Origin of the sequence: Streptococcus sp. HMSC065E03 (assembly GCF_001815045.1) — a bacterium.
In the GTDB taxonomy this organism is placed as follows: domain Bacteria; phylum Bacillota; class Bacilli; order Lactobacillales; family Streptococcaceae; genus Streptococcus; species Streptococcus parasanguinis_AD.
The window spans coordinates 75,029-99,735 of sequence record NZ_KV818854.1; the positions used below are offsets into that span (position 1 = coordinate 75,029).

The following is a 24,707-nucleotide window of genomic DNA, read 5'->3' on the forward strand; positions in this document are numbered from 1 at the left end:
ATAACTGGCACAAAACCCATCGCTTGGCAGGGAAGTTGTGGGTCCTCGGAGGTTTGATTCTTCTACTTGAAGCAGGCCTTCAATTCGCGCTTTCTTATGTATTGGTGCTGGTCATCCTCGCCATTGTGTTTATCCCTGTGATGTACTCTTATCAATTAAGTCGGAAAAATCGTTAGTATGAAAAACAACCAGAGAAGAACTAGTTGGGAACTGTTTCTTTTCCGGTTGTTTTTGCTTGTTTTCATAAGAATACGCTCTTATGCCGATAGCAATTCAGGTCAACAGTTTGGTAGATGTTTCCTCTTGCTGGAATGTCTAGAATATGCATTAATTTGCCTTCCAATTACGAAAATAGACTTTTTGCCCAATTAGTTGAGATTTTGTTCTCCACTAATACTTTTTCCTGCCATATTCCAGAATATTGTATTCCCTCGTTTTTAGCAGAATTTCTATGATTACCACATAGATTTTCAGGCCTTAATGCAGGGATTTCTTTCCAAACACTCCGGCTTTTTCCTCTCAAGGTTAATACCCTCTTCTCATCAAAATCAAATGTTCCATAACCTTTATAATTAGATGAAAATGCTAATTTATCACTGGGCATATACAACATATTTGATTTAGCATTGATCAGATGATTGTTAGAGTGAGGATGAAAAGAATAACTTTTTTTCAATATATCTTGATTATTTGTTAGATCACCAATTTGCAAATAACCATAAATAATATTTAAATCAGGTGAACCTTTTTTAAAATGTAGTGTTCCATTCTGAATATCTCCTTCGGTTTGTCTAAACCAACCAAAAAATAGGAAAAGATCCCCAACCGCAACATTTTGGTTTCGTAGTAAACCTTGCGAACTATTAATCTGTCCAAATGCAGGTTTCCAGTCAGAGACAGGCACATTTCTCAGACCTTCTCTTATATCAGGGTCAAGATGGCAGTTATAATGATTAGTCTTATCTTCAGTTCCTCTCAATTGTCTTAAAATATTTGAGAAACTAACCCCGTTATAGTTTAAGTCATCAAAAGATAAGTTATCAAACTTCCCAGGTATTGGTAATGATAATAAGGTTCCGTCAGGTAAGATTGGGCTTGGAATTCCTCCATTAGATGAATCAAACCCTTTTCTAGATAAAATAATTTTCATAGTTTATTTCCTTTTATGTAGAATGGATGGTATGGTAAATCAATAATTTTGTTTTGTGATCCTAGTAAATTCTCAGCAAAATTTGCTAACTCTAGAGTATCCATAAATCGATCATTTGAATTATAAAAACCATTTTTTGCATTCCATCGCGGAAATGGTTTGCCATTTAGTCTAGCTCGGCTTCCCATAGGAAAAAAGGAAAGGATTTCCTTAGGTATTTCAAGAGGAGATTTTCCAAAATAGCTAAAACGGTCTGCGAGAATAACCACCTCATTCATAAAATGAGTATTATGCAATCCATCATGCTCAATCATCCATTGATAAGTATACGAATCCCGCCGATTTTCTGACTTTGGAGATCTTAAATATTCTCCCATAGTCATAATTTCACTAATTTTAGCCACAAAAATTAAATGATTGTATTTGGGGGTAATAAAGGTGCCTTGGTCATCTTTCCACTGTTGACCATCTTTCGAATGGCCAGCTATCGCCATTATGTATGCATCCACTTCATTATTATTAATTTTATCGGCCCAGTTCTTCTTAATGTTTCTTCTTAACTGCTGCATACAACCACCTTCACTTAGAAGCTGAGGTGTTTTATCATAATTTTCAGTAAAAACACAAGGATTTATACCATAATCATGGGTCATCCTATAACAATAAACAATAGTTTGTTTTTTCATAATAATCTATTTTCTCCTAAATAAAATCTATAATTTACCTAGTGCAAGTATTGTCAATGTAGGGAATTTTTCAAAGACAAAAGATAAAAAACTCTAGAATTACATTTTTTATATAGATAGATTTTTTACGGGTAAATCATTTAGTTGTTCAATTTCTTTAAAATTATATTTGGCTAGGGTTTCGTTTAACATGATAGGAAACAGTTTGCAAAGCGCGTTTACACCTGCCAAACAACCTTGGCCACTATAGTCTTCACTGTTCAAAAAATCTCGGATCAGTGACACAAGCCCATACCTTTTTCTATCTGGATAAATACGGTGAGCGAGTTCCAGAGAATCGATATACGTATTTTCTAATGGCAGGTAATGAAAATTTTTTAGTTTTTCTTGAAGAAACTTCATTTCAAAAGTTATATTGTGAGCAATAAGTACACTATCTTGAACAAAATCTAAAAAGTCTTGTAGTACTTCTGGTAATGATTTTGAATTCATTATATCTTCATCTGTAATATTGGTAATTTTTTTTATAAAATCACTGAGAGGTTGAGAAGGAGTAATATACTCATTGAAACTATCAATTTTCTCTCCCTTTTCAATTTTTACGGCGCTAATTTGAATAAGTTCATCTTTAGTGGCATTTAATCCGGTTGTTTCTATATCGAATACAATATATGATAAAGATTCAAAAGATTGATGTTGTCCTTGATAAACAATTTGCATTTCTTCCATGATCCAAACTCCTTAAGTAAAGGTAAAATATTAATTAAATTTTTTCTAAAAGCATTAGTGAGAAACTCACTATGTGTTAATTATATCAGATCAGATAGACAATATTTGTCCTTTTTAATTGTCAAGATTGTAAAAAACAAATTTTGTAAGGTTTGTTAGTATGTTATAATTTTTAATATGTGGGGTAATCAATATGAATGATCAAGGAAGAATTCTTAATATATTTTTACGTTTGTTTTTTGGAGAGAAATTACAAAAGAAATCTCTAGCAGATGAATTTGAAGTTAATGAACGAACAATACAAAGAGATTTATCATTTTTGAGATATTTTGTGTCTGTTCATTCAAGTATTTTAGGTAATCTTGTTTACAATAGAGATATAAAAAAATATTCAATAGATCGACCATCAACTATAGAAAAGCAAGAAGTACTGTTTATATCTAAAATATTGTTGGAAAACAGAGCATTAAATAAAAATGAATTTAATAGAGTGATAAATAGTTTATTAAACACACTCTCAATAGATGATAAAAAATTAATCGAATCAGTTATAGCTAGCGAAAAATTAAATTACGAGCCAATCTCTGACAAGCAAGATCGTATAGTTAAAACATGGGAGCTCTCAGAAAAGATTATTTATGAACAAGTAATTGAATTAGAATATAAAAGTCCCTATACGGATGTTGTAAAAAAGCACATCGTTTTCCCAGTCTCAATGTATTATGATTTTCACTATTTCTATTTAGTTGCATATCACCTTAAGCATGAGACATATACAACGTTTAAAATTGATCGTATCAAAAGATGGAAATTAAGCGATAGTAAGAAACCAAACATACCCCATCGCAATAAGTTTCGTGATGGAGATGTGAGAAACATGAAAGTTGATGCATTTTCAGGATCTCTCATAAAAATCAGGCTCAAGTTTAATAATGATCCCTCTATTGTTCTGGATCAATTTCCCAATACAAAAATTTTAAGTCAAGAAGAAAATCAGACAGTTATGGAGATTGAAACGCAATATACTCCAGGTCTCAAAAGGTGGCTACTAAGTCAGGGAGATAGTTTGGTGATCACTAAACCTCAAAAATTAGTAGATGATTTAAAACAAACAATCAACAATATGTTAGATCAGTATAGAAAGTGAACTAATCATTAATATATATTAGATTTTTAAAAGAGTCATCCGGTTCTCTTTTTAGGAAAGTTTATTTTATGTATGATTTATAAAAAACAACCAGAGAAGAACTAGTTGGGAACTGTTTCTTTTCCGGTTGTTTTTGCATGTTCATCGTTTCAAATTCCAAATTTTCAGGGAAAGATTTATTTTCGGAAAGTCATAGGTCTCCATGTTCTTTCCATAATGTAGCTAGTATTTTCATTGAAACTTTTCCAAAAAAGGTAGAGAAAAAGGTAGTGATTGAGCTGAAATATACTGCATTTGGAAAAAAGAAAAAAGCCTTTGAAACGTTGATTTCAAAGGCTTTTTAAACTCAATTATTTAACTTCTGTAAACACAACGTGTTTGCGAAGTTTTGGTGAGTATTTCTTCAATTGAAGACGGTCTGGAGTGTTACGTTTGTTTTTAGAAGTAAGGTACAAGCGTTCACCAGATTCTTTGTGTTCAAGTGTAATATTTACGCGCATGGTATCTCCCTTCTATTATTCAGCTGATGCAGCTTTAGCGATCTTACGTCCTTTGTAGTATCCTTTAAGTGATACACGGTGTGAACGTGAGTAATCTCCAGTTGCTTCGTCAAAGTTTACAGATGGAGCTGTTACTTTGTAGTGCGTACGACGTTTGTTTTTCTTCGCTTTTGATGTGCGACGTGCAGGTACTGCCATTTCGTTTTTCTCCTTTTAAGATATAAATTCAATTAGGTTTGATTTTCATCAACTTTAACAGTATAACAAAACTTTTTTGTAAAGTAAAGTTACTTGACAAAAAATTGTTAAAAAAATCTCCCGCCCCATCAAATGGGACAGGAGTTCTCCTTAAAGGTCTATTTCAAATGGCTCATCAATCGTTTCCGAAACGTATTTGCCATCCTTTTTTCGTTGTTTGACACATTCTGTCAGCAGGTACTCGATCTGCCCATTGACCGATCGAAAGTCATCTTCTGCCCATGATGCGATAGCAGCATATAACTTGGCTGACAATCTAAGTGGAATCTGTTTTTTCTTTTGGTCAGCCATTCTTAATAGAGACTTCCCGTATTAACAATTGGTTGTGCATCATGATTGCCACAGAGAACGACAAGAAGGTTCGAAACCATGGCAGCCTTCCGTTCTTCGTCTAGCTCTACAATCTCTCCTTCGCTCAGGCGTTCAAGGGCCATTTCAACCATCCCAACTGCTCCGTCGACAATCATCTTCCGCGCATCGATAATGGCAGAAGCTTGTTGGCGTTGAAGCATGACAGCTGCGATTTCTGGAGCATAGGCCAAGTAGGTAATACGAGCTTCAAGAATTTCGAGCCCAGCTTCTTTTACACGTGCTTGAATCTCTTCTCGAATACGACTGGCCACAATTTCACTGGAACCTCTTAGACTACCCTCATCTGCCTGGCCGTCTCCTGTCGTATCGACATTAGGAGCTACATCATAAGGATAGATGCGGACAATATTACGAAGAGCACTATCACACTGCAATGAGAGATATTCTTTGTAGTTATCCACATTGAAGACTGCTTTAGCCGTATCCACTACACGCCAAGTGACTGCAATACCGATTTCTACAGGATTTCCCAAACAGTCATTAATCTTCTGACGAGAGTTATTCAAGGTCATCACTTTTAAGGAAATATTCTTTTTACCTGTCTCGATAGAAATATTGTTACCTTCTGCTGTTTTACTGACAGACATGGATGACTTGGTGGTGACATCACCACTTTGGCCCAAGCGGGTGTTATTGGCAGGATTGACAGCGACACAGAAGGGATTGACAAAGTAAATACCCGCTTCTCGAATGGTTCCAATATAGTTCCCAAACAAGGTCAAAACCAAGGCCTCTTGCGGTTTAATAATTTTGATCCCCGCATAGCACACCAGACTAGCAATAAAGAGAAAAATACAGGTAATAACTGCAATCGCAAGTGGAAAACCTTCTGGTAGACTAGCAATCGCACTAATAAAGGCTAAAACTAAGACAAGATCCCCAACTAGCAAGCCTATAAGGGCAGCTAAGCCGTTTTTCTTTTGGGTTAAAATTTTTTCTTCCATGGGACGAACCCTTCTTTCTTTGTGATATCTAAATGATATCACTTTGCTAACAAAAGTCAAGATATAACTGTAAATTATTTTAGCAAGAAAGCGAGCAAGCTGAATTGTCTGAAAATTCAAGAATTTTCTTCTGTCTTTGGGCCTTCTTTTATGCTATAATGGTAAAAAATGAAACGAGAGGAATGACATGACAGAATTAGACAAACGCCATCGTAGTAGTGTCTACGATAGCATGGTAAAATCTCCCAACCGTGCCATGCTTCGCGCGACGGGAATGACCGATGAAAGTTTTGAGAAACCGATTGTTGGAGTGATTTCGACATGGGCGGAAAATACCCCTTGTAACATCCACCTCCACGATTTTGGAAAATTGGCCAAAGATGGCGTGAAAGATGCAGGTGCTTGGCCAGTCCAATTTGGCACTATTACGGTTGCGGACGGGATCGCTATGGGGACTCCAGGAATGCGCTTCTCCTTAACTTCTCGCGATATCATTGCGGATTCTATCGAAGCGGCTATGGGCGGTCACAACGTCGACGCCTTTGTAGCCATCGGGGGCTGTGATAAGAACATGCCTGGTTCGATGATTGCCATTGCAAATATGGATATTCCAGCGATCTTTGCTTATGGTGGGACTATTGCTCCAGGGAATCTCGATGGGAAAGATATCGACTTGGTTTCTGTTTTCGAAGGAATTGGGAAATGGAATCACGGTGATATGACGGCTGAAGAAGTGAAGCAACTGGAATGTAACGCCTGCCCTGGCCCTGGTGGCTGTGGTGGGATGTATACGGCCAACACCATGGCGACAGCGATCGAGGTCCTTGGGATGAGCTTGCCAGGTTCGTCTTCTCACCCTGCTGAATCAGCGGATAAGAAGGCCGATATCGAAGAAGCAGGTCGTGCTGTTGTCAAGATGCTGGAAATGGGACTGAAACCATCTGACATCTTGACCCGTGAAGCCTTTGAAGATGCTATTACCGTGACCATGGCGCTAGGTGGTTCCACCAATGCCACTCTTCACTTGCTCGCGATTGCTCACGCAGCCAATGTGGACTTGACCCTTGAAGACTTCAATGATTTCCAAGAGCGCGTGCCTCACTTGGCAGACTTAAAACCTTCTGGTCAATACGTCTTCCAAGACCTTTACAATGTCGGTGGTGTGCCAGCCGTTATGAAATACCTTCTTAAGAATGGGTTCCTTCATGGGGATCGCATCACATGTACTGGTAAAACAGTAGCTGAAAACTTAGAAGCCTTTGCTGATTTGACACCAGGTCAAAAAGTTATCATGCCACTTGAAAATCCAAAACGTGCGGATGGTCCATTGATCATCTTGAAAGGGAACTTGGCTCCAGAAGGGGCAGTCGCCAAAGTATCAGGTGTGAAAGTTCGTAACATCACGGGTCCTGCTAAGGTCTTTGACTCCGAAGAAGCTGCCATTGAAGCGGTTCTTTCGGATGAAATCGTGGATGGCGACGTTGTTGTTGTTCGTTTTGTAGGACCTAAGGGTGGTCCTGGTATGCCGGAAATGCTGTCCTTGTCATCTATGATCGTTGGGAAAGGCCAAGGGGACAAGGTGGCCCTCTTGACAGACGGTCGTTTCTCAGGTGGGACTTACGGTCTCGTTGTTGGACATATCGCGCCTGAAGCTCAGGTCGGCGGTCCAATCGCCTACCTCCATACAGGGGATTTGGTAACAGTTGACCAAGATACTAAAGAAATCACCATGCACGTCTCAGACGAAGAGTTGGCGAAACGCAAGGCTGAAACAACCTTGCCACCACTGTATAGCCGTGGGGTTCTCGGTAAATACGCCCATATCGTTTCTTCCGCATCACGTGGTGCTGTGACCGACTTCTGGAATATGGAACAGTCTGGTAAACAGTAATTACAAGGACGACTTTGTCCAAAGAGAGAGTGGGACAGAAATCGGTAATTCGTTAGAATTCGATTTCATCGTCCCACATCCGCACAGTTGAGTAGGGCTGTAAAAGCTGATGAAATCAGCGTATTAGAGCCCACTCAACCACTGCATCTTGCTCGACATCCAAAAACAATTGAGAGGCTAGGACTTTTGTCCCAGCCCCTTTTTTGGCTCAAAGTCGCTATTTTTAACCCTGTCGCTGAAGCGTATGAATATTACTTTTTGGGGGATTTGAGTGTATCATCTGTCATTTTTCTTGTAAATCCGTCTATAATTTGCTATAATTGTGGCTAATCGAATCAATCCTTTAATACTGTCCAGAGAGGCAGGCAAGGAGCTATGGAAATGAAAGGCCTGGGAAGACCAGCCTATATTTTGTGTATCTCCTTGTTGTGGGGGATTTTTTTGTATATTGAAAAGTGGTTTGATAAAAAAGAAATCGTCGATGATGGAAGCAGGGAGTCCATCCTTACGATTTGGTCATCGAAGGTACACGTTTTTGTTCAGCCATAGCTTGTCGCATCTTAATTTTAGGAGGTTTTTACGATCGTGAATGACGTTAAATATGATGTGAATGATATGCCAAAACCTGGTTTATTGATTGGTTTATCTTTCCAGCATTTGTTTGCCATGTTTGGGGCGACAGTGCTGGTGCCGATTTTGGTTGGGATTGATCCTGCCATTGCTTTGTTCTCATCTGGTTTGGGGACCTTGGCTCACTTAACCGTGACCAAGTATAAGATTCCAGCCTACATGGGATCTAGTTTTGCTTATATTGCTGCTATGCAGATGTTGATGAAGACAGATGGAATCGCAGCGGTTGCCCAAGGTGCCATGGCGGGCGGTTTGGTCTACTTGTTTGTAGCTCTGATTGTTAAGCATGCGGGTAAAGATTGGATTAATAAGGTCCTTCCACCAATCGTGGTTGGTCCCATTATCATGGTAATTGGTTTGAGTCTTGCGAAGAATGCCGTCACTGATGCGACAACCTTAAATAATAGCTACAGCGGCTATGCTCTATTGATTTCGATGGTGACCCTCTTTGCGGTTATCCTATTTAACATGTATGGCAAGAAGATTGTCGGTGTCGTCCCAATTTTACTTGGATTAATTGTGGGCTATATTTTCTCATTGGCTCTTGGTTTGCTGACAGGACATAGTTTTGTCAATTTCTCAGAGGTAAGTGCGGCGCATTGGATTCAAGTTCCAAACTTTGACATTCCATTTGTAGATTATAGCTTTAAACTCTATCCAAGTGCGATTTTGACCATGGCTCCGATTGCCTTTGTGACCATGACGGAACATTTTGGTCACCTCATGGTTTTAAATAGTTTGACTGAGCGTGATTACTTCAAGGATCCAGGGCTTGACCATACGCTTACTGGAGATGGCTTGGCACAGATTATTGCTGGATTCTTTGGAGCTCCTCCGGTAACCTCTTATGGGGAAAACATTGGGGTTATGGCCCTTAGTAAGGTCTACTCAGTTTACGTTATTTCAGGCGCAGCAGTGATTGCGGTTGTCATGAGCTTTATTGGGAAGCTATCAGCACTCTTGCACTCCATTCCAACTCCTGTATTGGGAGGCTTGTCTATTGCCCTCTTTGGGGTTATCGCTGCTAGCGGTTTGAAAATTTTAGTTGAACATAAGATTGATTTTGATAATAAAAAGAATCTCTTGATTGCAAGTGTGATCCTAGTATCAGGGATCGGTGGTTTGATGATTGACCTCGGTGGTCTTCAAATCACGGGTGTGGCAACGTCAACCATTCTTGGAATTGTGTTGTATCAAATCCTTCCAGAACCAAAAGTTGACGAGGCTTAGTCCATTCTGGCAGTGAAAAAGTTTGAATGGATTCAAACATTATAAAAACGAGGAACAAACTCTGATGGCAGAGTTTGTTCCTCGTTTTTATTGTGGATCGGATTTCCAAAGAGGCCTTCCTTTATTAGTTGAATGCATTTTTTAAAAGGTAATGCTTATTATCGTGGTGGAAGACCAAGGGCGATGCGCCCGTATCGGCTGATTCGTGTAATTTTCCAAGCGGGTGACCAAGTCACTTCAACCTTGACATCTTCGATCCCCTCGATTTCTTTTAGGCGAGCGACGATTTCGATCGGAAGGCTCTCAGCACAGCTGCAAGCCGTATCGGTAAAGGTCATAACCACCTTGCAAGTGCCGGCTTCATCTAGATGGATCTCGTAGATCAGTCCCAGATTATAAACATCTAACTCGACATCGGTATCAAATACAAGCTCCAATTTTTCGATTAACGACTTCTCTAGTGCCAGGGCGCGGTCATTGATTTTGATATCCTCTCTCATCGCAAGATCCTTTCAGTGTAGTATGGCTTCCATTTTCTCATAATTCGGCTGATAAGGCAAGAAGAGAAAGAGGTTTTGAACGTGTCGAACGAATGAAATTCGGTCCAGTCTCCATTTCTCTTCGAATTTGTGGTAAAATAGAGGCAAAAGTAAGACAAAGGATGAAAGCTATGAAATTACAAAAACCAAAAGGGACCCAGGATATCCTTCCTGGCGATTCGGCGAAATGGCAATATGTAGAAGGCTTTGCACGCAAGGTCTTTGCGCGATACAATTATGATGAAATCCGCACACCGATCTTCGAACATTATGAAGTCATCAGCCGTTCAGTAGGGGATACGACAGATATCGTTACCAAAGAAATGTATGATTTCTATGACAAGGGAGACCGTCATATCACGCTTCGTCCAGAAGGAACAGCTCCTGTTGTCCGCTCCTATGTAGAAAATAAACTCTTTGCGCCTGAGGTACAAAAACCAAGTAAGTTCTATTACATAGGTCCAATGTTCCGCTACGAACGTCCTCAAGCAGGTCGTTTGCGTCAATTCCACCAAATTGGGGTAGAATGCTTTGGATCGAGCAATCCTGCAACGGATGTCGAAACCATTGCCATGGCAGCGCAATTCCTGAAAGAATTAGGAATTGACAATGTGACCTTGCACTTGAACACCTTGGGAAGCCCTGCTAGTCGTCAGGCTTATCGTCAAGCCTTGATTGATTATCTCTTGCCAATGAAGGACCAATTGTCTAAGGACAGCCAACGTCGCTTAGAAGAAAATCCGCTTCGTGTCTTGGATTCAAAAGAAAAAGAAGACAAGGCCGCGGTTGAACAGGCTCCTTCCATCTTAGACTATCTAGATGAAGAAAGCCAAGCGCATTTTGATGCGGTTCGTCGGATGTTAGAAGACTTAGGGGTAGCCTATGTCATCGATACCAATATGGTGCGTGGCTTGGATTACTACAACCACACGATTTTTGAGTTCATTACAGAAATTGAAGGTAATGAATTGACAGTCTGTGCGGGTGGTCGCTATGATGGTTTGGTTGAATACTTCGGCGGCCCTGCGACAGCTGGTTTTGGATTTGGTATCGGTGTGGAACGGATCCTTCTCGTTCTTGAAAAGAAAGGCATTGAATTACCGATCGAAACAGGTCTAGATGCCTATATCGCTGTCCTAGGAGATGAAGTCAATGATGCAGCGCTTAGCTTGGTTCAGGCCCTTCGAATCCAAGGCTTCAAGGCAGAACGTGACTATCTTGGACGCAAACTCAAGGCACAATTTAAGTCAGCAGATGTCTTTGCGGCCAAAGCCTTGATTACCTTAGGAAGTAGTGAAGTTGAGAGCGGTCAAGTTACTGTGAAAAATAACCAAACTCGTCAAGAAGTAACGGTAGCTCTTGAAAGCTTGAAGAAAGACTTCCCATCTGTTTTAGCAGAGTTGGGATTGGCTTGATCAAATCTTTCAGACACCTGTAAAAGAGATTCGCATGAGAGTAGGGGCAAAATCGTTGCGCCTGCTCTCTTTTATCTGGATTCTATTTGCCGACCTTTGCCAAGATTTGGCGAAAAGCCGTTAAATTTTCTGACATTTATGATATAATGAGAAGACTACTAGTAAAGGAATGAAACAGTCATGACATTAGTTTACCAATCAACACGAGATGAAAAAAATACTGTAACAGCTAGTCAAGCCATCCTTCAAGGATTGGCGACAGATGGCGGTTTGTTTACTCCAGTCTCTTATCCTCAAGTAGAGCTGGATTTTGATACCCTCAAAGACGCTTCTTACCAAGAAGTGGCCAAGCTTGTTTTGTCAGCCTTTTTGGACGACTTTACAGCAGAAGAGTTGGACTACTGTATTTCTCATGCTTATGACAGCAAGTTTGATACCCCAGCTATTGCTCCTCTTGTCAAACTCGATGGGCAATACAATTTGGAACTCTTCCACGGCTCCACCATTGCCTTTAAAGATATGGCTTTGTCGATCTTGCCTTACTTTATGACAACAGCAGCTAAAAAGCACGGTTTGGAAAATAAAATTGTCATCTTGACGGCGACTTCTGGAGATACAGGAAAAGCTGCGATGGCAGGTTTTGCCGATGTTCCAGGGACAGAGATCATTGTCTTTTATCCAAAAGATGGTGTCAGCAAGGTGCAAGAATTGCAAATGACGACTCAGACTGGGGACAATACCCATGTCATCGCCATCGATGGAAACTTTGACGATGCCCAAACCAATGTCAAACACATGTTCAATGATGTGGCGCTCCGTGAAAAATTAGCAGCCAACAAGATGCAATTCTCATCAGCCAACTCTATGAACATTGGTCGTTTGGTGCCTCAGGTTGTCTATTACGTATACGCCTATGCGCAATTGGTGAAGACAGGCCAAATCACAGCGGGAGAAAAAGTCAACTTTACCGTCCCAACAGGAAACTTTGGAAATATCTTGGCAGCTTTCTATGCCAAACAAATCGGTCTTCCAGTTGGAAAATTGATCTGTGCGTCAAATGAAAACAATGTCTTGACAGACTTCTTCAAAACACATGTCTATGATAAGAAACGTGAGTTCAAGGTGACCACCAGCCCATCAATGGATATCCTGGTCTCTTCAAACTTGGAACGCTTGATTTTCCACTTGGTAGGCAATGATGCCACAAAGACCAAAGAGTTGATGGAAAGCCTCGTTGCAACAGGTCAGTACCAATTGTCCAACTTTGATGCAGACATCTTAGATTTGTTTGCGGCTGCATACGCAGATGAAGCAGAAACTGCTGCAGAGATCAAGCGGGTCTATGAAGCGTCTGATTACATCGAAGACCCTCATACAGCCGTAGCATCAGCCGTTTATCAAAAATACCGGAGCCAAACAGGGGATACTGCTAAAACAGTCATTGCCTCTACAGCAAGTCCTTACAAATTCCCTGTTGTGGCAGTAGAAGCGGTGACAGGCGAGACAGGTCTAGGCGATTTCGAAGCCTTGGCTAAATTACACACACTCTCAGGTGTTCCTGTGCCACCGGCTGTAGACGGCCTTGAAACTGCACCGGTTCGCCATCGTACAAGCGTGGCAGCCAAAGACATGCAAGCAGCCGTAGAAGACTACTTGGGACTTTAATTCTCTGTATTAGAAAGATCAAAAGAGCCGTTTGGCTCTTTTATATACTCATGAATTCATACAAAAAAATCTTAAATATCGCTCTTCCTGCCATGGGTGAAAATTTCTTACAAATGCTGATGGGCATGGTGGACTCTTATTTAGTGGCTCACCTGGGCTTGATTGCCATTTCAGGTGTTTCCGTCGCAGGGAATATCATCACCATCTATCAAGCCATCTTTTTGGCACTGGGTGCGGCAGTTGCCAGTGTTATGTCCAAAAGCTTGGGTGAAAAAAATCAAGCCAACATTGCCTACCATGCGACAGAGTCACTGAAGGTGACCTTGTTGTTGAGTGCTCTCTTAGGAGGGGCTTCGCTGTTATTTGGACGCCAGATGATTTCGCTGTTGGGGACTGAAGCTGCAGTAGCCGAAAGCGGGGGGATTTACCTTTCCTTGGTCGGCGGGACCATAGTTCTCTTAGGCTTGATGACGACCTTGGGCTCCTTGGTTCGGGTGGCCAACAATCCACGTATTCCTATGTATGTGAGCCTGTTGACCAATGTTTTGAATGCTTTATTCTCCTCTGTGGCCATTTTCCTTTTTGGCTGGGGCATTGTTGGTGCGGCTTTGGGGACTGTGCTGGCCCGTCTGGTGGGCGTCATCCTCTTGTGGCAAAAGGTCCAGCTACCCTTTGCCCCCCTTCGTTGGGGATTGGATCGTAAGCTCTTGAACTTAGCACTTCCAGCTGCCGGAGAGCGGCTGATGATGCGGGCCGGAGATGTGGTGATCATTGCGATCGTGGTTGCTTTTGGGACCGAGGCAGTCGCAGGAAATGCCATCGGAGAGACCTTGACCCAGTTTAACTACATGCCTGTGTTTGGGGTGGCCACAGCGACGGTCATGCTCGTAGCACGGAGCTTGGGTGAAGGTGATCTTGAGCAGATTGCCCGCCTTCGAAAGCAGTCTTACTGCTTATCCTTTGTGTTGATGTTGCCCATTGCTCTGAGTATCTTTTTTGGTGGCACCCTTCTGACCCATCTCTACACACAAGATGTGAAAGCGGTAGAAGCTAGCCTGTCGGTTGTCCTCTTTTCTTTGTTGGGAACGCCCTTTACAGCAGGAACGGTCATCTATACAGCTGTTTGGCAAGGCTTGGGAAATGGGAAGCTTCCATTTTATGCAACGACGATTGGCATGTGGGTCATTCGAATTGGAGCCGGTTATCTGCTTGGAGTAACTCTTGGCTTTGCCCTTCCAGGGGTCTGGACTGGGACCTTGCTCGACAATGGCTTTCGTTGGCTATTTTTGAGTCAGCTATATAGACGAAAAGTAGGAGAGAAAAAATGACAAAACGAGCCTTTATTTGGGATTTGGATGGGACCTTGCTGGATTCCTATGATGCTATTCTGGCAGGTCTTGAGGAGACCTATGCAACTTATCAGCTTCCGTTTGACCGAGCCAGCATTAAAGATTTCATCTTGAAGCATTCGGTTCAAGATCTTTTAGTAGCCGTGGCGGAGGAGTATCATCTGGATGTGACTGACTTGAATCATCGCCGAGCTGAAAGTCTAGCAGAGAAAAATGCCCAGGTCCTTCTGATGGATGGGGCGCGTGATGTCCTATCCTGGGGACAAGAAGCTGGAATTGAGCAGTTTGTCTATACCCATAAGGGAGAGAATGCCTTTGTCATCCTACGGGACTTGGGTTTGGAATCTTTTTTTACAGAGATTTTGACCAGTCAAAGTGGTTTTGCCCGCAAGCCTGACCCAGAAGCTGCCATGTATCTGATGGAGAAGTACGGGTTGGAGCCAGAAAATACCTACTATATTGGGGATCGGAGCCTGGATATTGACTTTGCAAGAAATAGCCAGATTCAGAGTATCAATTTCTTGACGTCTGACTATCAAGGCAATCATCAGATGAACACCTTACTAGATATCCCAGCTATTTTAAACGCTGAAAAGAATCTGTAAAGAATTTGTTTTCATTTTGAAATAAAGTCGTAAGCTTTCTTTAAGAAATGTCCGCTATAATAGAAGCATAAACAAAGACCTCCTAACTTTGTTTAGAAAAATCCTAAAACTTTTCTTTTTCATAATAATCTCCCTAAGAGTCGCCAAATCAGGCGGCTTTTTTTGTGTGAAAGAATAGTGCAAGCTCTTTTTCTTGCCAGAGGATATGAAATGTTTTATAATTGATTAGTCAATTATTGATTTATCAAAAATGAATAGAGGAAGGGACATGGCAGAAATAAATGATTTGCTCTACCAACTACGCTTGGCAGATCAATCAACTACACAGTTATTTGAAAAGCGCCTAGGGATTAGCTTAACACGTTACCAAATCTTGCAGGATTTGTTAGAACAAGCGCCTTGCAATCAGATCGCGGTTCAGGAGCGCTTGCAGATTGATCCAGCGGCTTTAACCCGACATTTCAAAATATTAGAAAAGGAAGGATTTGTCCATCGGAGTCGAAATCCAAAGAATCAGCGGGAAATCTTAATTCATTTGACGGATACGGCCTATAATCGTTTGGTCAAACATCCCCCTCGCTATCATGTGGCGGTGAAAGAACAGATGAGTCGGATTTTGACTGCTCAAGAACAAGAGCAATTTTCTTACCTGCTGGACAAATTAGTATCTGGCATTGAACAAATAACAGTTGAATAAAAAGGGGAATCTACGATGTCATTACTGACGATTATTTTAGCAAGTCTTGCTGCACTGGAGCATTTGTATATTTTTTATTTGGAGAGCATCAGAACCACATCTGATACCACAAGTCGGGTTTTCAACATGGATAAAGAAGAACTCGCTCGCCCATCTGTGACCTCTTTATTTAAGAATCAAGGGATATACAATGCCTTGATTGGGGTGTTCCTCTTGTATGGATTGTTTGTCTCTAAAAATAGTGAAGTTGTTACGATTTTCGTGCTCTTTATTATTGGAGCTGCGGCCTACGGTGCGATGACAGCCAATAAAAAGATTATCTTGACCCAAGGTGGTCCTGCAATTTTGGCTTTGTTGAGTATCCTATTTTTGGGATAAAAAGGACAGGCCCCTAGGGCTCTTTGATCTGATTTTATTAAATAAGTGTAGAAAAAAGTATAAAAAAAGACTAAAAATTTTATTGACTTTCTAAGAAAAAGGGTTATAATGGTAGCAACAGAAAAGTAATGAGTCGGCTATTTTCAGGGAGCTTGTGGGAATTGTGAACAAGCAATAGCGACTGATGAAAATTGGACTGTTATGATCAATGAATTCTAACCCATGTGAATTCGGTTGGCACCCCTTACCGTGCAACTCCTTGATAGAGGAGATAGAGATGTAGGGAAAGACCAGCTATTTTTCCCTATAAAAGAGGTGGTACCGCGGACACTACGCCCTCACACAGTTTTTGTGTGAGGGCTTTTCTATGTGCCTTAGCAAGCGAAGCGAGCTTAGGCACATTGATCCCAAAGCGAGAATTGAGCGATGGGATAACCTTGATCGCCTTAGCAAGCGAAGTAGGGTACGGCTGAATTCCTTAGAATAAAAGAGTTCTAGAAGAGAGGTTTCTGATATGAAAAAAGTTTTATCTGCTGATGTGTTGAGTCCAATTTTGGCTTATATGCGTTTGGATGCGCCCCATAAAATGATCTTAGAGTCAATTCCTCGTGAAAAAGAGAATGCGCGTTTTTCAATTGTAGCCTATCGGCCAGTCAGTGAAGTCAAGTTTGAAAATGGCGTCCTCTATTACAATGATCAAATTGTTGAAGAGGATCCTTTGGACTTTTTGAATCGCATCACGGTCAAAACGAGAACTTCTGAAGAGCTTCCTTTTAACGGTGGGGCGATTGGATTTGTCGGCTATGACTTGATTGGCCTCTATGAGAACATTGGTTCCATTCCTGAAGATACGATCGGCACACCAGATCTTCACTTTTTCTTATATGAAAGCTATGTGATTTTTGATCACAAAAAGGAAAAGGTCTATGTGGTGGAAGAGAACCTCTATAGTGGACGGAGTGAAGCAGAGCAAGCGTCGAGCTTGGAGCAAGTGTTAGCACAATTGGCAAGACCTGCAAAAGAAGAGTTTCAGGACAAGGACCTGCATGTGCTTCATTTCCACAATCATTTGGAGCAAAAAGAGTTTGAGGAAATGGTGGCCCTAGCGCGGGACTATATTCGAAAAGGAGATATGTTCCAATGCGTGCTCAGTCAACGTTTTTCAGCTGATTTTTCGGGTAAACCATTGGATTATTACCGCAATTTGCGCGTGACCAACCCTTCGAATTATCTCTACTTTTATGATTTTGGGGAGTACCAAATTATCGGTGCCAGTCCAGAAAGTCTGGTATCGGTCAAGGACCGAGTGGTGACGACTAATCCCATTGCGGGCACGCGTCCAAGAGGGATCGATGAAGAGAGTGATCGGAAATTGGCAGCTGATTTGGCAGAGGATCCAAAAGAAGTCGCAGAACACCAGATGTTGGTGGATCTAGGGCGAAACGATATTGGACGTATCGCTCAAAATGGGTCGGTTGAAGTGACCAAATATATGGAAGTGGAATTCTTCCGTTATGTCATGCACCTGACGAGTGTGGTCAAGGGGCAAATACTTCCTGGACTAGCCTCCATTGAGGCTCTGAAGGCAACTCTTCCAGCGGGGACCGTTTCGGGTGCTCCCAAGATTCGAGCCATGAAGCGGATCTATGAAGCAGAGAAAGAGAAACGAGGCGTCTATGCGGGAGCTATTGGCTATCTCTCTGTGACGGGGGATCTTGATTTTGCTATTGCGATTCGAACCATGATCCTCAAAAATAAGAAGGCTTATGTGCAGGCCGGAGCAGGAATCGTTTATGATTCGATTGCTGAAAATGAATACCAAGAAACCGTCAATAAGGCAAAATCGATGACAAGGATTGGAGAAGAAGGATGATTTTATTAGTCGATAATTACGATTCATTTACTTACAATTTAGCACAGTATATCGGAAAATTTGATGAGGTCCAGGTGCTTCGAAATGATGATCCGGATCTGTACCAAGTTGCCCAAGAAGCAGATGCCTTGGTCTTTTCTCCAGGTCCAGGTTGGCCAAAGGATGCGGGCAAGATGGAGGAGATGATCCGAGATTTCGCAGGGATCAAACCAATCTTGGGGATCTGCTTGGGACATCAAGCGATTGCGGAAGTTTTTGGAGGGCGCTTGGGATTGGCGCCACAGGTCATGCATGGCAAACAAAGCCAGATCCAGCTAGAAGCTCCCTCTCCGCTATACGCGGGTGTCGCAAAAGAAGTCCCAGTCATGCGCTACCATTCGCTGACGATTGAAGACATGCCAGAGGATTTTGTCATTACCTCTCGGACGACGGATGATCAAGCCATTATGGGGATTCAGCATCGTAGCCTACCGATTTATGGCTTTCAATACCATCCAGAAAGTATAGGGACGCCAGATGGGCTTAAGACCATCGAAAATTTTGTCAAACTAGTCAAGGAGCGAAAAATGAAACAAGTGCTTGCAAAGGTAGCGGAAAGAATAGATCTAACCAGCGCAGAATTAGAAGCGGCCATGGAGGAAGTTGTCGCTGGTCGTGCTTCAGAAGCGCAGGTGACGGCCCTACTTCTAGGCCTCAAAATGAAGGGGGAAACTGTTGAAGAACGGACGGCTATTGCAAAAGTGATGCAGGCCCATGCGATCGCTATTCCTACAGGAGTTCAAGGAGCAATGGACAATTGTGGAACGGGGGGCGATCGTTCTTATAGTTTCAATATTTCAACAACAGCTGCCTTTGTTCTCGCTGGTGGTGGTGTCAAGATGGCGAAACACGGGAATCGCTCGATCTCTTCTAAATCCGGTTCTGCTGATGTCCTAGAAGCTCTAGGGATTAACCTTGATTTGGGTCCAGAAGATTTAGGACGAGTGTTTGAAAAAGCGGGCATTGTCTTTCTATTTGCCAAAAATCTGCATCCTGGCATGCGCTATATTATGCCAGCTCGCTTGGCGCTAGGAGTTCCAACGGTGATGAATTTGACCGGTCCTCTCATTAATCCGATTCCTCTAGAAACACAGCTATTGGGAACCAGTCGTCTGGATATGCTGGAAAGTACGGCAGAGATTCTAAAGAATTTGGGTCGGAAACGCGCAGTGGTGGTGAGTGGCCCACAAGGTTTGGACGAGGCAGGCCTTGATGGAGAAACCCAGCTCGCTATTTTGGAAAATGGACAGGTTACCTTATCCAGCTTTCAACCAGAAGATATGGGAATGGAGCGCATCGAAATTGATCAAGTACGTGGTGGAGACGCTAAACGCAATGCAGAAATTTTGCTCAGTGTCTTGAAGAATGAAGCGAGTCCCTTCTTAGAGGTGACTGTCTTGAATGCTGGCCTTGGTTTTTATGCCAACGGCAAAGTAGATTCTATCAAGGAGGGGATTGCCTTGGCACGTGAAGTGATTGCCAGTGGGGCCGCCCTTGAGAAATTGAGATTATTACAGGAGTATCAAAAATGAGTCAAGAATTCTTGCCAAAGATTCTAAAGGAAAAGGCGCGTGAAGTGGCTGCGATGAAAGAAGAGGAACTCCAACCTTTGCGCGAGACCTACCGCCTGTATGATTACCTAAAGAGTCATCCAGAAAAGCTTCAGGTCATTGCGGAAGTGAAAAAGGCTAGCCCGAGTCTGGGAGATATTCATGTCGATGTGGATATCGTCGCGCAGGCTAAGACTTACGAAGAAAATGGGGCCGTGATGATTTCTGTCTTGACCGATCAAGTTTTTTTCAAGGGCAGTATCGAGTATCTCCGGGAAATATCTAGTCAAGTGCGTATTCCCACCCTCAATAAAGATTTTATTGTGGATGAAAAGCAAATAATTCGGGCACGAAACGCAGGGGCGACCGTGATCTTGTTGATTGTTGCAGCCTTATCAGAGACTCGTCTGCAAGAGCTCTATGAGTTTGCGACCCATCTTGGCCTGGAGGTCTTGGTGGAGACCCATAATCTGACAGAACTAGAGGTAGCTCACCGGATTGGTGCTCAGATCATCGGGGTGAATAATCGCAACTTGGTGACCTTTGAGACTGATCTTCATACTAGCCTGGAATTGGCGACCAATTTTGAACAAGAACCGGTTTACATCTCTGAGTCTGCTATTTTCGCAGCAGCAGACGCGCGCATGCTGGCTCCTTATTTTAATGGCATTCTCGTTGGGACAGCCCTCATGAAGGCAGACAATGTGGCTGAAAAAGTAAAGGAGTTGCAGATTGACAAAGGTTAAAATTTGCGGATTGTCCACTCCGGAAGCTGTCCAGACAGCTGTTGAGGCCGGTGCGGACTACATTGGTTTTGTCTTTGCACCAAGCAAACGGCAAGTGACGCTGGAGCAAGCTCGGCAGTTGGCTACAGATATTCCAAAGAGGGTTCAAAAAGTCGGTGTTTTTGTATCACCACAAAGAGAAGAAGTGGAGCAAGCTTGCCAAGTTGTAGGGTTGGATCTGATACAAGTGCATGGGCCGATAGATGATACCATCTTGCAAGAGCTTCCCCAACAGACGATTCGTGCTGTTCAAGTGGGGAAAGATGCAGCTCTTCCTGAGACCAGTGCCGATTATCTGCTCTTTGATGCTCCTGTAGCAGGAAGTGGAGAGACTTTTAACTGGCAAGAACTCGAAAGTCAAAACGTTACAAAGCCCTTCTTTATTGCAGGAGGCTTGACGGAAGACAATGTAGCAGATGCCATTCGCTTCTTTCATCCTTATGCGGTGGATGTATCCAGTGGGGTCGAGACAAATGGAATAAAAGATCAAGAAAAGATAAAACGATTTATAGAAAGGGTCAAGCATGGCATATAAACAACCAGATAAAAACGGATTTTACGGGCGGTTCGGGGGACGATTTGTCCCTGAAACCTTGATGACAGCAGTTTTAGAATTAGAAGAAGCCTATAGAGAAAGTCAAGCAGATCCTTCTTTTCAAGCAGAATTGGATCACCTTTTGAAACAATATGTCGGTCGGGAAACACCGCTCTATTACGCTAAGAATCTTACCAAGTATGTCGGCGGAGCCAAGATTTTTCTTAAAAGAGAAGACCTCAACCACACAGGGGCTCATAAAATTAATAATGCCCTAGGACAGGTTTTGTTGGCACACCGGATGGGCAAAAAGAAGATCATCGCAGAAACAGGAGCTGGCCAGCACGGTGTTGCAACAGCAACAGCTGCTGCTTTATTTGATATGGAATGTACCATTTACATGGGGGAAGAAGATGTCAAACGCCAAGCCCTCAATGTCTTTCGGATGGAGTTATTGGGCGCTAAGGTTCAATCAGTAACAGATGGTTCACGTGTTCTCAAGGATGCGGTCAATGCTGCCCTTAGAGCCTGGGTAGCAAATGTGGAGGATACCCACTATATCATGGGTTCTGCTCTAGGACCTCATCCATTCCCAGAGATTGTCCGTGATTTTCAAAGTGTCATCGGTCGAGAAGCCAAACGCCAATTTGCAGAGCAAAATGATGGTGCATTACCAAATGCAGTTTTAGCCTGTGTAGGAGGCGGATCGAACGCCATTGGCCTCTTTTATCCTTTTGTTGAAGATACATCTGTTGCCATGTATGGGGCAGAAGCTGCTGGGCTTGGAGTAGATACAGACCAGCATGCAGCAACCTTGACCAAGGGGCGTCCGGGAGTCCTTCACGGTGCCTTGATGGATGTTTTACAGGATGCCCATGGACAGATTTTAGAAGCCTTCTCGATTTCAGCAGGTCTCGATTATCCTGGGATTGGGCCAGAGCATTCTTATTTCCATGATATCAAGCGGGCAACCTATGTGCCTGTGACAGACCAAGAAGCCCTAGAAGCCTTTCAATTGCTTTCAAAAGTAGAAGGAATCATTCCAGCTCTGGAATCGAGCCATGCTATCGCCTATGCAGTGAAATTGGCCAAGGAGATGGGGCCTGAAAAATCCATGATCGTTTGCTTATCAGGTCGTGGGGATAAAGATGTGGTACAAGTCAAAGACCGCCTAGAACAAGAGAGAGGAGAGTAAGATGGGAAAGACCTTAACAGAGCATTTACAAAAGCTGAAAGACCAGCAGCAAGGAATCTTTGTTCCTTATATTATGGCAGGAGATCATGAAAAAGGCTTAGCAGGTTTGCAGGAAACCATCCAATTTTTGGAGGAGCTTGGTGTCTCAGCTATTGAGGTTGGCATTCCTTTTTCAGATCCGGTGGCAGATGGCCCTGTGATTGAAGAGGCGGGGCTACGAAGTTTAGCCCATGGGACGACAACAGAGGAACTGGTGCAAACGATCCAGCGTCTGGAGACAAGTGTTCCTTTGGTCATCATGACCTATTTCAACCCCTTGTTCCAATATGGGCTCGAAAACTTCTTTAGAGATGTAGAAGGAACAGCGGTCAAGGGAGTGATTATTCCGGATCTTCCTCATGAGCATGCGGATCTGGTAGAGCCTCTATTAGTGGATAAAGACATCGCTTTGGTGCCGCTAGTGAGCTTAACCACAGGAATCGAGCGCCAGAAGAAATTGATCCAAGATGCAGAAGGATTTATCTATGCCGTTGCCGTCAATGGAGTGACGGGGAAAGCTGGTAGCTATCGAGATGATTTGGATCACCACTTGGCCCAATTACATGAAATAGCGTCTATTCCTGTTTTAACAGGTTTTGGAGTTTCCAGCATGGAGGATGTTCACCGTTTCAACAAGGTCTCAGATGGGGTTATTGTGGGGTCCAAAATCGTTAAGGCTCTCCACCAAGGGGAGACAGACGCCATTGCTCGTTTTATTTCTCAAGCAGTGAAGGGTTAGAAGCTTCATTCCATTCATCATCAGCTTGATTCTCCTAGATCAAGCTCTTTGTCTACTATTTTAAACATTCCCCTCGTTGGTCTTTACAAACGAGGCTTTCTCGTTACAATAGAGGTAGTAACAAGAAAAGAGGAGAAGAGAATGATAAGCCTTGAAGAGATTGATCAAGTCATCCAGTCAGGTCCTTTTGAACCCACCTGGGACTCTCTTAGCCATCAAGTCTGTCCGGATTGGTATCGGGATGCCAAATTTGGAATGTTTATCCACTGGGGTGTCTACAGTGTACCTGCCTTTGGTTCAGAATGGTATTCGCGAAATATGTATATACAAGGGAATCCTTGTTATGACTATCATCGAGAGCATTTTGGAGACCAGGCCGGCTTTGGCTACAAGGATCTCATTCCTCTTTTTACAGCCGATCGCTTTGATCCGGCATCTTGGCTAGATCTCTTTCAAAAAGCGGGAGCCCAGTATCTTTTTCCAGTTGCGGAGCACCACGATGGTTTTCAGATGTATGCCTCTACTCTCTCGCCTTATAATAGTTTAGAAATGGGGCCGAGACGAGATGTCTTAGGAGAGCTGAGGGAGGAAGCAGAAAAACGTGGCCTGCACTTCTGTACGTCCTCTCACCGGGCAGAACACCAGTTTTTCTTTTCACATGGCAAGGAATTCACTAGTGACATTCCGCAAGAAGTCCCAAGAGACAGCCTTTATTGGCCAGCGGAGCCAGAGCCCAAAGATCATTTTGATCTGACTTCCAAGCCTTATCCAAGCAAAGAATTCTTGGAAGATTGGCTTTTGCGAACCTGTGAACTGGTGCGGGACTACCAACCAGAGCTCCTATATTTTGACTGGTGGATCCAGCATGAGAGTTTCCGTCCCTACTTGATGCGCTTTTTGGCTTATTATTACAATCTAGCAGCACAAGAGGATCGCAAGGTGGCTGTTTGTTACAAACAGGATGCCCTCCCTTTCGGTTCAGGAATCGTTGAGATGGAGCGGGGAGGATACGGAGAGACGCAAGCCTTTCCGTGGCAAATGGATACCGCGATCGCCCGTAATTCTTGGTGCTATACCCAGGATCTAGCCTACAAGACCAGTAAGGAATTGCTACAAAATTTAGTTGATGTTGTGGCAAAAAATGGCAATCTTCTGCTCAATATTGGACCCAAGGCAGATGGCACGATCCCTGAGCAAGACCAAGACATCCTCACAGAGATCGGGGACTGGCTGGTGGTAAATGGAGAAGCCATTTATCAGAGTCGGCCTTGGCGGGTGTCATCAGACGGACCGACCGAGGCCCAGGAAGGTTCCTTCTCAGATGGGCAAGCGCCACTCTATACCATCCAAGATTTCCGCTATACCATGCGTGATGGTTTTCTTTATGCTATCCAGCTGGAACCAAGTGGAAGGATAGAAGAGCTGACCTTACCGTCTCTCGCCTATGATCTCAAGCAACCGAGAATCCTTCATGCGCGCATTCAAAAGGTGGAACTCCTTGGAGAAAGTCAGCTCCTTTCTTGGAGCCAAGATGAGACAGGGCTCCATCTTCAGTTACCAGCTTGCAGCAAAAAACAACCGCGTGTTTTTCGCCTCAGCTTTTAGTTTTCTTGAAGCTTTCTATAAGGAATCGTTTAGGTTTCTCTTGTATACTGTACTCATCCAATAAGAAATGAGGTACAGAAAATGAAAATCTCAGTTAATTATCCAAAACGCTTTAAGAAATTGCCACAACAAGGTTCTTGTTACGGCGAATAAACACTTCTC

Annotated in this window: 25 protein-coding genes and 1 pseudogene; 18 read left to right on the top strand and 8 right to left on the bottom strand. The window is 42.8% G+C overall.

What is annotated here, in order from left to right; all coding sequences use genetic code 11:
• Positions 1-176 (top strand): SdpI family protein (locus tag HMPREF3002_RS10235; RefSeq protein ID WP_141754512.1); only part of this gene is annotated, 176 nt, incomplete at its 5' end.
• 167 nt (positions 177-343) lie between these two features.
• Here HMPREF3002_RS10235 and HMPREF3002_RS10240 read toward each other — a convergent pair.
• From HMPREF3002_RS10240 to HMPREF3002_RS10250, 3 genes are all read right to left on the bottom strand, one after another.
• Entirely contained in the window at positions 344-1,150 is an 807-nt protein-coding gene (locus tag HMPREF3002_RS10240) for an Nmad3 family putative nucleotide modification protein (protein WP_023920117.1), read from the bottom strand.
• Positions 1,147-1,836, bottom strand: coding sequence for a hypothetical protein (locus tag HMPREF3002_RS10245; protein WP_023920118.1), 690 nt, complete (start codon positions 1,834-1,836; stop codon positions 1,147-1,149). The genes HMPREF3002_RS10240 and HMPREF3002_RS10245 overlap by 4 nt, the downstream gene beginning before the upstream one ends.
• A gap of 108 nt (positions 1,837-1,944) precedes the next feature.
• Entirely contained in the window at positions 1,945-2,565 is a 621-nt protein-coding gene (locus HMPREF3002_RS10250; RefSeq protein ID WP_023920119.1) for a 3'-5' exonuclease, read from the bottom strand.
• A gap of 193 nt (positions 2,566-2,758) precedes the next feature.
• On the opposite strand from HMPREF3002_RS10250, the gene HMPREF3002_RS10255 reads away from it, so the two are divergent.
• Positions 2,759-3,712, top strand: coding sequence for a helix-turn-helix transcriptional regulator (locus HMPREF3002_RS10255; protein WP_070666713.1), 954 nt, complete (start codon positions 2,759-2,761; stop codon positions 3,710-3,712).
• Between the two features lie 350 nt (positions 3,713-4,062).
• On the opposite strand, the gene rpmG is transcribed toward HMPREF3002_RS10255, so the two are convergent.
• From rpmG to HMPREF3002_RS10280, 4 genes are all read right to left on the bottom strand, one after another.
• A complete protein-coding gene (rpmG, locus tag HMPREF3002_RS10265; RefSeq protein WP_001265622.1) occupies positions 4,063-4,212 on the bottom strand; it encodes a 50S ribosomal protein L33 in 150 nt (49 codons plus the stop codon).
• Between the two features lie 15 nt (positions 4,213-4,227).
• Positions 4,228-4,410 (bottom strand): 50S ribosomal protein L32, encoded by a 183-nt coding sequence (rpmF, locus tag HMPREF3002_RS10270; protein ID WP_003009516.1) that lies wholly within the window; start codon positions 4,408-4,410, stop codon positions 4,228-4,230.
• Between the two features lie 150 nt (positions 4,411-4,560).
• On the bottom strand, positions 4,561-4,761 hold the full coding sequence (locus tag HMPREF3002_RS10275) for a type II toxin-antitoxin system antitoxin (RefSeq protein ID WP_003011522.1): 201 nt from the start codon (positions 4,759-4,761) through the stop codon (positions 4,561-4,563).
• Between the two features lie 2 nt (positions 4,762-4,763).
• Positions 4,764-5,786 carry an SPFH domain-containing protein gene (locus HMPREF3002_RS10280; protein WP_070666718.1) on the bottom strand — a complete coding sequence of 341 codons (1,023 nt, stop codon included), beginning with the start codon at positions 5,784-5,786 and terminating at the stop codon, positions 4,764-4,766.
• A gap of 187 nt (positions 5,787-5,973) precedes the next feature.
• Between HMPREF3002_RS10280 and ilvD the strand changes: the two genes are divergently transcribed.
• Both ilvD and HMPREF3002_RS10290 read left to right on the top strand, forming a co-directional pair.
• Positions 5,974-7,677 (top strand): dihydroxy-acid dehydratase, encoded by a 1,704-nt coding sequence (gene ilvD / locus HMPREF3002_RS10285; protein WP_070666721.1) that lies wholly within the window; start codon positions 5,974-5,976, stop codon positions 7,675-7,677.
• Positions 7,678-8,262: 585 nt separating this feature from the next.
• The gene (locus tag HMPREF3002_RS10290) at positions 8,263-9,537 is read left to right on the top strand and encodes a uracil-xanthine permease family protein (protein ID WP_070666723.1); all 1,275 of its coding nucleotides are present in this window, start codon (positions 8,263-8,265) and stop codon (positions 9,535-9,537) included.
• Between the two features lie 158 nt (positions 9,538-9,695).
• Here the strand turns inward: HMPREF3002_RS10290 and HMPREF3002_RS10295 are convergent, their stop codons facing one another.
• Positions 9,696-10,037: a metal-sulfur cluster assembly factor gene (locus tag HMPREF3002_RS10295; protein ID WP_013904437.1), complete on the bottom strand. Its 342-nt coding sequence runs from the start codon at positions 10,035-10,037 to the stop codon at positions 9,696-9,698.
• Positions 10,038-10,207: 170 nt separating this feature from the next.
• Here HMPREF3002_RS10295 and hisS point away from each other — a divergent pair, with 170 nt between their 5' ends.
• The 14 genes and pseudogenes from hisS to HMPREF3002_RS10360 all read left to right on the top strand — a co-directional run bounded on the left by hisS (position 10,208) and on the right by HMPREF3002_RS10360 (position 24,545).
• Entirely contained in the window at positions 10,208-11,491 is a 1,284-nt protein-coding gene (gene hisS / locus HMPREF3002_RS10300; RefSeq protein WP_070666754.1) for a histidine--tRNA ligase, read from the top strand.
• 180 nt (positions 11,492-11,671) lie between these two features.
• Positions 11,672-13,156: a threonine synthase gene (gene thrC, locus HMPREF3002_RS10305; protein WP_049472502.1), complete on the top strand. Its 1,485-nt coding sequence runs from the start codon at positions 11,672-11,674 to the stop codon at positions 13,154-13,156.
• Positions 13,157-13,206: 50 nt separating this feature from the next.
• Positions 13,207-14,484, top strand: a complete 1,278-nt coding sequence (locus HMPREF3002_RS10310; RefSeq protein ID WP_070666725.1) for an MATE family efflux transporter — start codon at positions 13,207-13,209, stop codon at positions 14,482-14,484.
• Positions 14,481-15,110, top strand: a complete 630-nt coding sequence (locus HMPREF3002_RS10315; RefSeq protein ID WP_049472504.1) for an HAD-IA family hydrolase — start codon at positions 14,481-14,483, stop codon at positions 15,108-15,110. Before HMPREF3002_RS10310 ends, HMPREF3002_RS10315 begins: the two co-directional genes overlap by 4 nt.
• 268 nt (positions 15,111-15,378) lie before the next feature.
• Positions 15,379-15,807 carry a MarR family winged helix-turn-helix transcriptional regulator gene (locus HMPREF3002_RS10320; RefSeq protein ID WP_023920160.1) on the top strand — a complete coding sequence of 143 codons (429 nt, stop codon included), beginning with the start codon at positions 15,379-15,381 and terminating at the stop codon, positions 15,805-15,807.
• 15 nt (positions 15,808-15,822) lie between these two features.
• Positions 15,823-16,185, top strand: coding sequence for a DUF1304 domain-containing protein (locus HMPREF3002_RS10325; protein WP_023920162.1), 363 nt, complete (start codon positions 15,823-15,825; stop codon positions 16,183-16,185).
• A gap of 514 nt (positions 16,186-16,699) precedes the next feature.
• Positions 16,700-18,058: an anthranilate synthase component I gene (trpE, locus tag HMPREF3002_RS10330; protein ID WP_070666727.1), complete on the top strand. Its 1,359-nt coding sequence runs from the start codon at positions 16,700-16,702 to the stop codon at positions 18,056-18,058.
• A pseudogene (locus HMPREF3002_RS11375) lies at positions 18,055-18,615 on the top strand (aminodeoxychorismate/anthranilate synthase component II); the annotation flags it as partial. The gene trpE and the pseudogene HMPREF3002_RS11375, both read left to right, overlap by 4 nt.
• Before the next feature lie 9 nt (positions 18,616-18,624).
• Entirely contained in the window at positions 18,625-19,629 is a 1,005-nt protein-coding gene (gene trpD / locus HMPREF3002_RS11380) for an anthranilate phosphoribosyltransferase (protein WP_070666757.1), read from the top strand.
• Positions 19,626-20,393, top strand: coding sequence for an indole-3-glycerol phosphate synthase TrpC (gene trpC / locus HMPREF3002_RS10340; protein ID WP_070666730.1), 768 nt, complete (start codon positions 19,626-19,628; stop codon positions 20,391-20,393). The genes trpD and trpC overlap by 4 nt, the downstream gene beginning before the upstream one ends.
• A complete protein-coding gene (locus tag HMPREF3002_RS10345) occupies positions 20,380-20,967 on the top strand; it encodes a phosphoribosylanthranilate isomerase (RefSeq protein ID WP_049475265.1) in 588 nt (195 codons plus the stop codon). Before trpC ends, HMPREF3002_RS10345 begins: the two co-directional genes overlap by 14 nt.
• Entirely contained in the window at positions 20,957-22,162 is a 1,206-nt protein-coding gene (gene trpB, locus HMPREF3002_RS10350) for a tryptophan synthase subunit beta (protein WP_049475266.1), read from the top strand. Before HMPREF3002_RS10345 ends, trpB begins: the two co-directional genes overlap by 11 nt.
• 1 nt (position 22,163) lies before the next feature.
• A complete protein-coding gene (gene trpA / locus HMPREF3002_RS10355; protein WP_070666733.1) occupies positions 22,164-22,940 on the top strand; it encodes a tryptophan synthase subunit alpha in 777 nt (258 codons plus the stop codon).
• A 141-nt stretch (positions 22,941-23,081) separates the two neighbouring features.
• Positions 23,082-24,545 (top strand): alpha-L-fucosidase, encoded by a 1,464-nt coding sequence (locus HMPREF3002_RS10360; RefSeq protein WP_070666736.1) that lies wholly within the window; start codon positions 23,082-23,084, stop codon positions 24,543-24,545.
• Positions 24,546-24,707 lie beyond the last annotated feature (162 nt).

Coding starts and splice junctions, on each gene's coding strand:
- ilvD (WP_070666721.1), top strand. CDS start 5,974: ATGACAGAATTAGACAAACGCCATCGTAGTAGTGTCTACGATAGCATG.
- HMPREF3002_RS10245 (WP_023920118.1), bottom strand. CDS start 1,836: ATGAAAAAACAAACTATTGTTTATTGTTATAGGATGACCCATGATTAT.
- HMPREF3002_RS10255 (WP_070666713.1), top strand. CDS start 2,759: ATGAATGATCAAGGAAGAATTCTTAATATATTTTTACGTTTGTTTTTT.
- trpE (WP_070666727.1), top strand. CDS start 16,700: ATGAAAAAAGTTTTATCTGCTGATGTGTTGAGTCCAATTTTGGCTTAT.
- trpB (WP_049475266.1), top strand. CDS start 20,957: ATGGCATATAAACAACCAGATAAAAACGGATTTTACGGGCGGTTCGGG.
- thrC (WP_049472502.1), top strand. CDS start 11,672: ATGACATTAGTTTACCAATCAACACGAGATGAAAAAAATACTGTAACA.
- rpmG (WP_001265622.1), bottom strand. CDS start 4,212: ATGCGCGTAAATATTACACTTGAACACAAAGAATCTGGTGAACGCTTG.
- HMPREF3002_RS10240 (WP_023920117.1), bottom strand. CDS start 1,150: ATGAAAATTATTTTATCTAGAAAAGGGTTTGATTCATCTAATGGAGGA.
- HMPREF3002_RS10310 (WP_070666725.1), top strand. CDS start 13,207: ATGAATTCATACAAAAAAATCTTAAATATCGCTCTTCCTGCCATGGGT.
- HMPREF3002_RS10315 (WP_049472504.1), top strand. CDS start 14,481: ATGACAAAACGAGCCTTTATTTGGGATTTGGATGGGACCTTGCTGGAT.
- HMPREF3002_RS10325 (WP_023920162.1), top strand. CDS start 15,823: ATGTCATTACTGACGATTATTTTAGCAAGTCTTGCTGCACTGGAGCAT.
- HMPREF3002_RS10275 (WP_003011522.1), bottom strand. CDS start 4,761: ATGGCTGACCAAAAGAAAAAACAGATTCCACTTAGATTGTCAGCCAAG.
- hisS (WP_070666754.1), top strand. CDS start 10,208: ATGAAATTACAAAAACCAAAAGGGACCCAGGATATCCTTCCTGGCGAT.
- trpD (WP_070666757.1), top strand. CDS start 18,625: ATGAAACAAGTGCTTGCAAAGGTAGCGGAAAGAATAGATCTAACCAGC.
- HMPREF3002_RS10250 (WP_023920119.1), bottom strand. CDS start 2,565: ATGGAAGAAATGCAAATTGTTTATCAAGGACAACATCAATCTTTTGAA.
- HMPREF3002_RS10320 (WP_023920160.1), top strand. CDS start 15,379: ATGGCAGAAATAAATGATTTGCTCTACCAACTACGCTTGGCAGATCAA.
- rpmF (WP_003009516.1), bottom strand. CDS start 4,410: ATGGCAGTACCTGCACGTCGCACATCAAAAGCGAAGAAAAACAAACGT.
- trpA (WP_070666733.1), top strand. CDS start 22,164: ATGGGAAAGACCTTAACAGAGCATTTACAAAAGCTGAAAGACCAGCAG.
- trpC (WP_070666730.1), top strand. CDS start 19,626: ATGAGTCAAGAATTCTTGCCAAAGATTCTAAAGGAAAAGGCGCGTGAA.
- HMPREF3002_RS10295 (WP_013904437.1), bottom strand. CDS start 10,037: ATGAGAGAGGATATCAAAATCAATGACCGCGCCCTGGCACTAGAGAAG.
- HMPREF3002_RS10280 (WP_070666718.1), bottom strand. CDS start 5,786: ATGGAAGAAAAAATTTTAACCCAAAAGAAAAACGGCTTAGCTGCCCTT.
- HMPREF3002_RS10360 (WP_070666736.1), top strand. CDS start 23,082: ATGATAAGCCTTGAAGAGATTGATCAAGTCATCCAGTCAGGTCCTTTT.